The 12,111-nt window shown below is 51.2% G+C and carries 11 protein-coding genes and 1 riboswitch; of the genes, 7 read left to right on the plus strand and 4 right to left on the minus strand.

Going from position 1 to position 12,111, the window contains the following annotated elements; genetic code table 11:
- Positions 1-30 precede the first annotated feature (30 nt).
- Genes stcB through QEN32_RS07965 form a run of 3 tightly spaced genes read left to right on the plus strand, consistent with a single transcriptional unit; the run spans position 31 to position 4,240 of the window.
- A complete protein-coding gene (gene stcB, locus QEN32_RS07955) occupies positions 31-714 on the plus strand; it encodes a fimbrial biogenesis chaperone StcB (RefSeq protein ID WP_000698775.1) in 684 nt (227 codons plus the stop codon).
- 13 nt (positions 715-727) lie between these two features.
- Positions 728-3,217, plus strand: coding sequence for a fimbrial biogenesis outer membrane usher protein (locus QEN32_RS07960; RefSeq protein ID WP_001137794.1), 2,490 nt, complete (start codon positions 728-730; stop codon positions 3,215-3,217).
- Between the two features lie 15 nt (positions 3,218-3,232).
- Positions 3,233-4,240 (plus strand): putative fimbrial-like adhesin protein, encoded by a 1,008-nt coding sequence (locus tag QEN32_RS07965; RefSeq protein ID WP_000765280.1) that lies wholly within the window; start codon positions 3,233-3,235, stop codon positions 4,238-4,240.
- A gap of 261 nt (positions 4,241-4,501) precedes the next feature.
- Here the strand turns inward: QEN32_RS07965 and rcnB are convergent, their stop codons facing one another.
- Positions 4,502-4,816, minus strand: coding sequence for a Ni(II)/Co(II) efflux transporter accessory subunit RcnB (gene rcnB, locus QEN32_RS07970; protein ID WP_000837534.1), 315 nt, complete (start codon positions 4,814-4,816; stop codon positions 4,502-4,504).
- Positions 4,817-5,097: 281 nt separating this feature from the next.
- Positions 5,098-5,194, plus strand: a riboswitch (TPP riboswitch).
- A gap of 31 nt (positions 5,195-5,225) precedes the next feature.
- Between rcnB and thiM the strand changes: the two genes are divergently transcribed.
- From thiM to QEN32_RS07985, 3 genes are read left to right on the plus strand one after another with little or no spacing between them, the layout of a single operon-like run.
- Complete coding sequence (gene thiM, locus QEN32_RS07975) at positions 5,226-6,023, plus strand: hydroxyethylthiazole kinase (RefSeq protein ID WP_265322277.1); 798 nt, start codon at positions 5,226-5,228, stop codon at positions 6,021-6,023.
- On the plus strand, positions 6,010-6,810 hold the full coding sequence (thiD, locus tag QEN32_RS07980; protein WP_024798393.1) for a bifunctional hydroxymethylpyrimidine kinase/phosphomethylpyrimidine kinase: 801 nt from the start codon (positions 6,010-6,012) through the stop codon (positions 6,808-6,810). The genes thiM and thiD overlap by 14 nt, the downstream gene beginning before the upstream one ends.
- Positions 6,811-6,845: 35 nt before the next feature.
- On the plus strand, positions 6,846-7,592 hold the full coding sequence (locus QEN32_RS07985; RefSeq protein ID WP_000434062.1) for a GntR family transcriptional regulator: 747 nt from the start codon (positions 6,846-6,848) through the stop codon (positions 7,590-7,592).
- On the opposite strand, the gene QEN32_RS07990 is transcribed toward QEN32_RS07985, so the two are convergent.
- Genes QEN32_RS07990 through QEN32_RS08000 form a run of 3 tightly spaced genes read right to left on the minus strand, consistent with a single transcriptional unit; the run spans position 7,566 to position 10,800 of the window.
- Complete coding sequence (locus tag QEN32_RS07990; RefSeq protein ID WP_080220291.1) at positions 7,566-8,531, minus strand: PfkB family carbohydrate kinase; 966 nt, start codon at positions 8,529-8,531, stop codon at positions 7,566-7,568. The genes QEN32_RS07985 and QEN32_RS07990 overlap by 27 nt on opposite strands.
- A complete protein-coding gene (locus QEN32_RS07995; RefSeq protein WP_000642799.1) occupies positions 8,528-9,532 on the minus strand; it encodes an ADP-ribosylglycohydrolase family protein in 1,005 nt (334 codons plus the stop codon). Before QEN32_RS07995 ends, QEN32_RS07990 begins: the two co-directional genes overlap by 4 nt.
- Entirely contained in the window at positions 9,529-10,800 is a 1,272-nt protein-coding gene (locus tag QEN32_RS08000; RefSeq protein ID WP_000858692.1) for a nucleoside permease, read from the minus strand. Before QEN32_RS08000 ends, QEN32_RS07995 begins: the two co-directional genes overlap by 4 nt.
- Before the next feature lie 253 nt (positions 10,801-11,053).
- Between QEN32_RS08000 and fbaB the strand changes: the two genes are divergently transcribed.
- Positions 11,054-12,106: a class I fructose-bisphosphate aldolase gene (gene fbaB, locus QEN32_RS08005; protein WP_000129590.1), complete on the plus strand. Its 1,053-nt coding sequence runs from the start codon at positions 11,054-11,056 to the stop codon at positions 12,104-12,106.
- Positions 12,107-12,111 lie beyond the last annotated feature (5 nt).

A 12,111-nucleotide genomic window follows, 5' to 3' on the forward strand; every position in this document is an offset into this window, starting at 1 on the left:
CCGGTTTTTTATAAGCAAGGCCGTGTAAATATGAAAATATTATCTGCAGTATTATTATCTGCCATAATTTTGCCTGCGCATGCTGGTATTGTTATTTATGGTACGCGTGTGATTTACCCGGCAGAGAAGAAAGAAGTCGTTGTACAATTGGTGAATCAGGGCGAGCAAGCTTCGCTGGTACAGTCCTGGATTGATGACGGTAACACTTCATTACCGCCAGAAAAAATTCAGGTGCCATTTATGCTGACGCCGCCAGTGGCGCGCGTTGCCGCTGAGTCTGGTCAGCAGATCAAAATCAAGAAAATGCCTAATAGCTTACCGGACAACAAAGAAAGTCTGTTTTATCTGAATGTGCTTGATATTCCACCAAACAGCCAGGAAAACGCCGGTAAAAATGTGCTTAAATTCGCAATGCAGAATCGAATAAAATTAATATGGCGCCCCAGTCGAATTGCCGCCGTAACCAAAGACAGTTTTCAGCGGATTGGTTTATTTCGCAGTAATAAAACTGTCATCATGAAAAATGATACTGCAAACTGGATTACCGTGACGGATGTAAAAGCAGGAAATACTAAGATTAATGATCAAACTATCATGCTGCCACCGCTATCGACGCAGAATATTAACATGAAATATGCGTCAACAAGCCAGTATGAAGTAACGATTATTGATGATAATGGTAACTATATTAGTAGCAAAATCAATGTAAAATAAACAGGAGTTCATCATGCCAAGGATGACGCCCATCGCTTCGCTTGTTTTATTGACTCTGTTTACCTGGCAAACGCAGGCTATCGCGACGGAAACGTTTGATACCCATTTTATGGTGGGGGGAATGAGAGATCAAAAAATAACAAATTTCCATCTGGATGAGAATAAGCCAATTCCGGGACAGTACGAACTGGATATTTATGTCAACAATCAATGGCGAGGTAAATACGATATCATTGTTGCCGATGACCCCGGTAGCACGTGTATTTCAACTGAGTTGTTGAAAAATATTGGTGTGATAAGCGATGGTCTGCAACCGCAGGGAGCAACGGATTGTATTGCGTTAAAAGATGTCGTGAGAAGCGGTGGCTATACTTTTAATATTGGCGTTTTTCGGCTGGATTTGAGCGTCCCCCAGGCCTATGTAAATGAGGTCGAGGCGGGTTATGTATTGCCTGAAAACTGGGATCGCGGCATCAATGCATTTTATACTTCTTACTATGCCAGCCAGTATTACAGTGACTATAAGAATTCTGGCAGTAGTGAAAGTACTTACGCTCGGTTCAATAGCGGTTTCAATCTGTTGGGCTGGCAAGCGCATGCGGATACCACATTTAATAAAACCGATGGCAGCAGCGGTGAGTGGAAAAGCAACACATTGTATCTGGAGCGCGGTATCGCTGAGCTCCTCGGCACATTACGCGCCGGGGATCAGTATACCTCGTCAGAGATTTTTGATTCTGTGAGATTTACCGGCGTTCGCCTGTTCCGCGATATGCAAATGTTGCCAAACTCGAGACAGAATTTTACGCCGTTGGTGCAGGGGATTGCACAGACTAACGCTTTGGTAACCATCGAACAGAACGGATTCGTTGTTTATCAGAAAGAGGTTCCTCCTGGCCCCTTTTCCATTGCGGATCTGCAACTCGCGGGCGGTGGCGCGGATCTTGATGTCACCGTGCGTGAGGCGGATGGTTCGATAAATACCTGGCTGGTGCCTTACGCTTCCGTACCGAACATGTTGCAGCCTGGCGTCTCTAAGTATGATTTTTCCGCCGGCCGTAGTCATATTGAAGGCGCCGATAATCAGGCCGATTTTACACAAATCAGTTATCAGTATGGCCTTAATAACCTGTTGACGCTTTATGGCGGTACGATGCTATCGAACCATTATAATGCGTTTACCCTCGGCACGGGGTGGAATACCCGGATTGGCGCCATTTCGCTTGACGCTACGCGATCGCACAGTAAACAGGATAATGGCGATGTATTTGATGGTCAGAGTTATCAGATTGCTTATAATAAATACCTGACCCAAACATTAACTCGGTTTGGTCTGGCTGCGTATCGGTATTCATCACAGGATTACCGCACATTTAACGATCATGTCTGGGCCAATAATAAAAATAACTATCGTCGCGATAAGAATGATGTATACGATATTGCTGATTATTATCAAAACGATTTTGGGCGTAAAAATACGTTTTCAGCTAATGTGGGCCAATCCTTGCCAGAAGGATGGGGCGCAGTATCACTGAGTGCATTATGGCGTGATTACTGGGGACGTAGCGGCACCAGTAAAGATTATCAAATAAGCTATTCCAATACGTTCCAGAAAATTAATTATACGTTATCCGCCAGTCAGACTTACGACGAGGATCATAATGAAGATAAACGTTTTAACCTGTTTATTTCAATTCCCTTTGACTGGGGGGACGGTATTACTACCCCGCGCCGTCATCTGAATGTGTCGAACTCGACGACCTTTGATGATGATGGATTTACCTCAAACAATATTGGTTTAACCGGTACGGCAGGCAGTCGCGATCAATTTAATTACGGCGTGAATGTTAGTCATCAGCGACAGGATAGTGAGACCACAGCGGGGACGAATTTAACCTGGAATACGCCCGTTGCAACGCTTAATGGTAGTTACAGCCAGTCGTCCAATTATACTCAGACCGGCGGAAGTATTTCCGGTGGGGTTGTAGCCTGGAGTGGCGGGTTGAATTTATCCAGCCGGCTTTCAGATACCTTTGCGATTATGCAGGCTCCGGGACTTGAAGGAGCCTACGTTAACGGCCAAAAATATCGGACCACCAATAAAAAAGGAACGGTGGTTTATGACAACCTTACGCCATATCGCGAAAACCATCTTATGCTTGATGTGTCGCAAAGTAGCAGTGAAACGGAATTACGCGGTAACCGTAAAGTTGCCGCCCCGTACCGAGGGGCCGTCGTGCTAGTGAATTTTGATACCGACCAGCGTAAACCATGGTTTATTAAAGCGCAGCGTCCTGATGGCTCGCCTCTTATTTTTGGTTATGATGTAGTAGATCATCATGGTCATAATGTGGGCATTGTTGGACAAGGTAGTCAGCTATTTATTCGAACGAATGATATTCCGCCCGAAGTCAGTGTACCAGTAGATAAAGAGCAGGGGCTTTCATGTTCAATCACCTTTGGTAAAACGGTTGATGAAAGTAAAGTTTATATTTGTCGGTAGTGGTGAGGTGGTGAAATGAAACTCTTTCTTTTTATCGTGATGTTATTGATTTTACCTGAAACATACGCAGCCTGTACGGGAGAAATTACTTATCAGGATAATTTAATTATTCGTGAGGATTTTACGATTAACCCTAATCAGTCCGCAACTTATAGCCATAATTTTAACGATACAACTTGTTCAGGGACTTATAAGATAACGCGTATGGATCCTTCCGATATCATCGTGGGATTATACAATGATACAGTAAAACTGAAGTTAAAAATCGCCTGGGCAGATAATAATACTCTCACAATGCCGTTTACAACGGGCTATACGGTAACGGTTGAACCCGCTTCCTCTGGGGCGAATGTAAATATTTCTGCCGGTAGTGGGAACAGTGTCCTAATCAACGGGGTGGTATCAATAACAAGCGCTTCTTCTGCAACTCAGTTTACGGCCAGTTTGCGGTTTTTAGGGTGCCTGCTAGCAGGAAGAGGCTGGAATGCCTGTGCCGCAGATTATAATAGTTATCTTAGAGGTGCAGGGTTATATTCATTTGATCTGTTTGTGTCCTACGATCGCAAGCAGACAACCTGCAAACCTGAAGATCTGACGATCACGCTACCGAATATTGCGCTTTCTGAATTATATAACACAGGCAAGGTCAGCAACAAAAATGCCGCGGATAATATTCGACTCCAGTGTGATAATCTTTTTGGTAATGCTAAACAAACATCGCGTAAAATGACGGTTTATCTCTCCAGCAGTGATTTAATACCAGATAGCTATTCTGTGTTGCGTGGTGCTGTGAATAATGGCGTCGGATTTATACTGGAGAGCGGTGGAAAAACGGTGAATATTTCAAATACAGCAGAGCAGGGTAATGCTTCAACGTTATGGAAAGTGGATCAAGTAGGCACGCCGCTCAACAGTGATATGATAACAATCCCTATTATCGCCAGTTATTATGTTTATGACCGAGACAATATAAAGCCGGGCGATCTAAAAGCGACTGCACTGATCTATGTGAAATACGATTAATATATATGAAAAATATTTAAGATATATGGCGCGATAGGTGAATGAACTCCCGGTCACTTACAATAATAAGTGACCGGGATGACAATCTTTCTGCAATAAATTTTAATGTGGTATGCGGTAGTTTCAAAAGGGCGGGATCCAGAGCGAATCGGGTAGTGAAGGCAGTCAACAAAAAGGCAGTTTGAAGGGGATAGAGTGATTAAGGGCTAATAAAAAAGTAACATGGGGCTGTATTTCCCCCTCTGGATGAGGGGGCTTTTTTTATCGATGATAAAAAATCTCGCCATCATAGGCTTTGATGATTTTTCCATCGGTATCGTTAATCAGTACATACGCGCCGCCCATATAGGTCCAGTGAGTACCGGCATCTGGCGCGGGCAGATTACGTAATTTCCACTGTTTAATATTATACTCATCGGTGCGGTACATTTGCGGAACGGTATCGCCGGGCTTGAAGTGGGTGAAGTCGGCGATAAAGCTTTTTAACTCATATTGATCAATGCCCGTTGTCGCGGGGGCGGCCCATGCAAAACTGGTTGCAAGCAACAGCGCGCAAGGCAGCAACTTACTTTTCATACTTTTACCCTCCACATATGCGGGTCAGTTAACATCGTGTGTATCATTTCTGCTGGTGGCGTATCTGACAAGCGCTATTTTGTTATCTCACGCCCCTTTTCGTAAAAAGTGTAAACGAAAGCGTCGTGCAGCAACATATCCGCCAGCAAGTTTGCCAGAACCGAATAGGTTTTGAGAACTATCTGATAACGCTGAAATTATCGTCCGCCGCTGGCTGTAAATTTACATTGTCTGGCGCAGACAGTATGCTTAATAGCGAAACCCCGCTTAACACGGTGGGGCTTGACGACTCGGGGTGCCCTTCGTTGTGAAGGCTGAGAAATACCCGTACCACCTGATCTGGATAATGCCAGCGTAGGGAAGTCTGACACTGCTCGTGTCCCTTCTTCACGCGGGCAGGAGCTGAACTATGCAGCCTGACCTGCACTGCCGCACGCTTGCGGCGCATACGTTAAAACACTTTCGCGCGCTCTTCCCGCTTACGCACTGTATGACGAATGACGTCGTACAAACGTTTACCGCCAATACGCTGCTGGCGCTGGGCGCTTCACCCGCCATGGTGATTGATCCCGTCGAGGCCAGACCGTTTGCCGCCATCGCCAACGCCTTGCTGGTTAATGTCGGAACATTAACCGCCTCACGCGCTGACGCGATGCGTGGGGCGGTAGAAAGCGCTTATGATGCCAAAACGCCGTGGACGCTTGATCCTGTCGCGGTGGGCGCGCTGGAATTTCGTCGGCGATTTTGCCTGGATCTCTTGTCCCTGCGCCCGGCGGCAATACGCGGCAACGCCTCGGAAATCCTGGCGTTATCCGGCATGGCGCTGGGCGGACGCGGCGTAGATACCACCGAGGCGGCGTTGGCCGCACTGCCTGCGGCGCAGGCGCTGGCGCGTCAGATAGACTGCATCGTTGTGGTTACCGGAGAGGTAGATTACGTCACTAACGGTCAGCGCACGCTGAGCATTCCCGGCGGCGATCCGTTAATGACTCGCATTGTAGGCACCGGCTGCGCGTTGTCGGCGGTCGTCGCCGCCAGTTGCGCGTTACCGGGCGCCGCGCTGGACAATGTCGCTTCGGCCTGCTGCTGGATGAAACTGGCTGGACAGGCCGCGGCAGAGCGTAGCGAAGGACCGGGCAGCTTCATCCCGGCTTTTCTTGATGCGCTCTATCATCTGGATGTGGAGGCGGCCAATGCAACGAATTAACGCGCTGACGATTGCCGGTACCGATCCCAGCGGCGGGGCCGGTATCCAGGCGGATCTCAAGACCTTTTCCGCGCTGGGCGCATATGGCTGTTCGGTCATCACCGCGCTGGTGGCGCAAAATACCTGTGGCGTACAGTCGGTGTACCGGATAGAGCCGGACTTTGTCGCCGCTCAACTTGATTCCGTGTTCAGCGATGTGCGCATTGATACCACAAAAATCGGGATGCTGGCGGAAACCGATATTGTCGAGGCCGTGGCGGAACGACTACAGCGCCATCATGTACGTAATGTGGTGCTGGATACGGTGATGCTGGCGAAAAGCGGCGATCCGTTGCTCTCGCCCTCTGCGATAGAAACATTACGCGTCCGGCTGTTGCCGCAGGTATCGCTGATTACGCCTAATTTGCCGGAAGCCGCAGCATTGCTGGATGCGCCCCATGCGCATACGGAACAGGAGATGCTGGCGCAGGGGCGGGCGTTACTGGCGATGGGGTGTGAAGCGGTATTGATGAAAGGCGGGCATTTAGAGGATGCGCAAAGCCCGGACTGGCTCTTTACCCGTGAGGGCGAGCAACGTTTTAGCGCGCCGCGTGTGAACACCAAAAATACGCATGGGACGGGCTGTACGCTGTCGGCAGCGCTGGCGGCGTTACGGCCCCGGCATCGCTGTTGGGGAGAGACGGTAAACGAGGCGAAGGCATGGCTTTCGGCGGCGCTGGCGCAGGCGGACACGCTGGAAGTGGGGAAGGGCATTGGTCCGGTACATCATTTCCACGCGTGGTGGTAGTATACTGCCTACAGACCCGTCGTCAGGAAAGATAAATGGAACAAGCGCATACCCGGCTCATCGCGCAACTGAATGAACGAATTTCAGCGGCGGATAATACGCCGCTATACATGAAATTCGCCCAGACGGTAAAGGATGCCGTGCGCAGCGGTATTCTTGAGCACGGTAATATTTTGCCTGGCGAACGCGATCTCAGCCAGCTTACCGGCGTCTCGCGCATCACGGTACGGAAAGCGATGCAGGCGCTGGAAGAAGAGGGGGTCGTCACGCGCGCCCGCGGCTACGGTACGCAAATCAATAATATCTTTGAATATTCCCTGAAAGAGGCGCGGGGATTTTCTCAGCAGGTTGTCTTGCGCGGCAAAAAACCGGATACGCTATGGGTTAACAAACGCGTGGTAAGTTGTCCGGATGAGGTCGCGCAGCACCTGGCGATCCCCGCAGGCAGCGACGTCTTTTTACTCAAACGCATTCGTTATGTTGATGAGGACGCGGTATCGATTGAAGAGTCCTGGGTGCCCGCGCATCTGATTCATGATGTCGACGCGATTGGCATTTCGTTGTATGACTATTTTCGTCGCCAGCACATTTACCCTCAGCGTACCCGATCCCGCGTCAGCGCCCGGATGCCGGATGATGAGTTTCAGTCGCATATTCAAATGGATGGTAAAGTGCCGGTGCTGGTGATTAAGCAGGTGGCGCTCGATCAGCAGCAGCGGCCTATTGAATACAGCATCAGTTATTGTCGTAGCGACCTATACGTTTTTGTGTGCGAGGAGTAGCGCCTCGCGCGTGGGCGCGCAGTCGCCGCCGCGATGCCCGACCACCCAGCTTGCCACCGCATTTCCCAGCAGTACGGCATCCGCGAGCGGCCAGCCTGACGCCAGTCCTGCCAGCACGCCGCCAGCATGGCTGTCGCCCGCGCCGATGGTATCCACCACGGTTGCCGGAAACGCTGGCACAACGCCGGAAGATTGCGCGCTAAAATACCACGCTCCGTCTTTATCGTGGCGTACCACCAGCGGCGCGGAAAAGCGTTTTACCCATGCCTCGCCGAAAGTGCGCGTATCGGTCGCAAGCCCGGCGCGTTCCGCAGCGATGATGGCTTCCTGGCGGTTGAGGGAGACGATGGGCCGGCAGGCCATAATGCGCGCCATTGTATCGTCTGTAATATCACCGATTCGTGGGCCAAAATCGATAAAAGGCGTGACATCGTCGACGGTTTCCAGCCACTGGATCAGTGGTTCGCCACAGGACGAGGCCAGTTGATAACCGGACAGGTAGACAAGACTGCCCCGCGGTGTCCTGAGCTGCGACAGCCAGTCCGCATTCCACTGGTTTTCCACGCCGCTAAAAGACATAAACGTGCGTTCGCCATCCGGTTCGACTAACGCCAAACACCAGCCGTTATCCCCTTCAACCGCGTCAATCACGCTGGATAATTCCTCTTTTGCCAGACGGCGGCGAATCCTCTCCGCCCACACGCCCTGGCCCAGCGGCAGCGCATTGCTGGCGTCAATCCCCAGTCGTTTCAACGCCACGGCAATATTCAGCGCACAGCCGCCGACATTGACGCTCTGTTGTTGCAGTTCAATATCGCCTCCGCGACGCGGCAACGTCCAGGCATCAGCAATGATATCGACCACTGCCGCGCCGATAACGGTGAGCGGACGCCGGGTATGCAGGGTCGGTAATAATGTCAGCAACCGTGCGCCGTTCATAGCGCCTCCCGCCGTTGACGATAACTCGCCAGCGCAACGGCATAGCGCGCAAAATCCAGCTGATTAACCTCGTCCAGCGTTTGCTTTAACTGGGGGTTAATGGCGCTTACCCCGTGCAACGCGCCGCAAATGGCGGTAGCCATCGCGCCGATAGTGTCGGTATCGCCGCCGAGGTTAGCGCACAGCACGGCACAGCGGTTAGGATCGGTATTCGCCAGTTCCACCATGGCGATAGCGCAGGGAACCGATTCAATGGTGCTGGTTCCCGCGCCGATGATCTGATAGAGCTGTTCGCTGGCAGATTCGACGCCGTCGGCGTGGCGGACAATGTTTAGCGCCAGTTCCAGACGTGCCGATAGCGAGGCGCTAAACGTGGTAATACGCGCTGTCTGCGCCTGATGGGCGACGGCGGGGAGCGAGTCGGCAATACTTTGCCACGTGTCGCCGTTAACCGCTCGCGAGACGGCCCAGGCGACAACCACGGCGCCAGCCACCGCCAGATCGGATTTATGCGTCGGGCTGGAGGCTAACGCTACTTCTGCTATAAAGGCTGTCAGGTTAGTTGGCGGCAACAGACAGCCCAACGGCGAAACGCGCATGGCCGCGCCGTTAGTCACGCCGTTATTTTCCAGCGCCGCGATGGGTTTGCCGTCGCGAATCGCATTCAGCGCAATTTTTGACGTCGGGCCGAGTACATTTTTATTGAACGCATCAAAGCGCTCTGCCCAGGCGAGGATGTTACGCCCAATAATCTCGGGATCAATACTGCCTTCGCATTCGAGTAGCGCGTCGGCCAGGCAGAGCGCCATTGCGGTATCGTCCGTAAACTCCGCGCGGTTAAAATAGCAGGCGGCATTATTCTCTTTTGGGCCGGGCAGAAAGCGGTCAATCCAGCCGAAATGCGCTTTGACGCGCGTTCTCGGCCACAGCTCAGAGGGCATTCCCATCGCATCCCCTAACGCTTGCCCGTAAAGAGCACCGAGAATACGTTCTGCTTTCATTTTACTTCCCCTTGTGTCAACGCAATATCGCGATCGTCAATAGCAGTGATCTCTTTGTCCGATTCGCGAAAGAAAATCATAAACAGTAGCGCGATGACGGCAATCATCACTGCGCCAAACGTCCACATGCCCGCCCAGTTGAATGTCAGACCGTTAACCGGTTGCGGATAAGCAAACATTTTTTCCATCATCACGCCGCCGAGACGATAGCCCAGCAGGCTGCCGAATCCCTGACAGCAGAGGGTGATAAGCCCTTGCGCAGCGGTACGCATATGAACCGGCGCTTTTTTATCGACATAAATGTAGGCGGTGACGTAGTAGAAATCGTAACTTACGCCGTGCAGCAAAATACCGAGGAACAGCAGGGCGTAAGTGAAGTACGTTTCCGCGCCGCCATAGACAAAAAAGCCGTAGCGGATCGCGGCGGTAATAAGACCAAGCAATAATACCTTTTTAATACCAAAGCGCTTAGTGAAAAAGGGCAGCGCCAGCATAAAGAAGATTTCAGAGAACTGGCCGAGCGTCATCCAGCCGGTGGCGTTCTTCATTCCCACTTCCGTCAGATAGCCGTTAGCGAAGATGTAGTAGAAGGCCAGCGGCATCGCAAACAGGAAGGAACAGAAGAAGAAAACGAGAAAGTTTTTATCGCGCAGCAGGACCAGCGCATCCAGCCCCAGCATCACTTTAATATCCATCTTGCCGGTGCTTTTTGGCGGCGTGTCTGGCAGACAGAACGCAAATACGCCCAGCAACGCTGAACTTGCGGCGGTTATGAGCAGTGGAATGTTGGTGGGGGAAATATCGTTATAGCCTAACATTTGCGGCAGGAATCCACAGGCGAGGCCGGAGGCTATCCACCCAATGGTTCCCATAACGCGAATGCGTGGAAAATCGCGTTCAACGTCCGGTACGTTAGCGAAGGCAATGCTGTTTGTCAGCGCGATGGTCGGCATATAGGTCAATGAATAGGCCAGAAGCAGCGGAAAGAATCCGGCGAAGGTGGTTTGCTGCGCCGCGAAATACATCAGCACGGCGCCTGCAAACATCAGTACCGCCAGGACTTTTTGCGCTGAGAAAAAACGGTCGGTAACGGAGCCGACCAGAATCGGCGACAGGATCGCCGCAATGGCGGTACAGGCATAAGACCAGCCTATTTCACCGGCGGAAAACCCGCTTTTATTTAGCCATAGCCACAGGGGGACGAACCAGGCGCCCCAGATAAACCACTCCACGAACATCATGAACGACAGTTTAAAGGTCGTTTTCATTTTTGAATCCTTCATGACAGGTAAGGTACGCCACGACAATACCACTTAATAATACCTTTTAAATACCATTGAGCATTAATTTTGACCGATCTAACACTTTTTCGGACGTGAATCGAGTCAGCAGATAGCGCCGAAAAAATGCGCTAAAGTTGGCAAAAATGGTCGGTCAGTACCAGGCTTATTGCGACCCGCAATCTGTGGGGCAGGACTATTCACCTTCCGATACCCTATCGGAACTTACGGGAGCATAGCTATGACTGATATTGCGCAGTTGCTTGGCAAAGACGCCGACAGCCTTTTACAGCATCGTTGTATGACCATTCCTTCCGATCAGCTTTATCTACCCGGCAAGGATTACGTTGACCGGGTGATGATTGACAATAATCGTCCACCAGCCGTTCTGCGTAATATGCAGACGCTCTATAATACTGGACGCCTGGCGGGAACAGGATACCTTTCGATACTGCCCGTCGATCAGGGAGTGGAGCACTCCGCCGGCGCCTCTTTTGCGGCCAACCCGCGCTACTTTGACCCAAAAAACATTGTTGAATTGGCGATTGAGGCCGGCTGTAACTGCGTGGCCTCTACCTACGGCGTACTGGCCTCGGTTTCACGGCGCTATGCGCACCGTATTCCGTTTTTGGTCAAACTGAATCACAACGAAACATTGAGCTATCCGACAGAGTACGATCAGACCCTGTACGCCAGCGTTGAGCAGGCGTTCAATATGGGCGCCGTGGCGGTAGGCGCGACGATCTATTTCGGTTCGGAACAGTCTCGTCGCCAGATTGAAGAGATCTCCGCCGCTTTTGAGCGTGCGCATGAGCTGGGTATGGTGACCGTATTGTGGGCTTACCTGCGTAATTCTTCCTTTAAAAAAGACGGCGTCGATTACCATGTATCCGCTGACCTGACGGGGCAAGCCAACCATCTGGCCGCTACGATTGGCGCGGATATTGTGAAACAGAAAATGGCCGAGAATAATGGCGGTTATAAAGCGGTCAACTTCGGCTATACCGACGATCGCGTGTACAGCAAACTGACCAGCGATAACCCGATTGATTTGGTACGTTACCAGTTGGCGAACTGCTATATGGGACGCGCCGGGCTTATCAACTCCGGCGGCGCGGACGGCGGCGACACCGATCTCGGCGACGCGGTTCGTACCGCGGTGATCAACAAACGAGCCGGTGGAATGGGGCTAATTCTGGGACGTAAAGCCTTTAAGAAATCGATGGCTGATGGCGTGAAGTTGATTAACGCCGTACAAGATGTCTATCTGGATAGCAAAGTCACCATCGCCTGAGTTCA

The organism is Salmonella sp. SA14318, assembly GCF_029866905.1.
Taxonomy (GTDB): Bacteria; Pseudomonadota; Gammaproteobacteria; order Enterobacterales; family Enterobacteriaceae; genus Salmonella; species Salmonella enterica.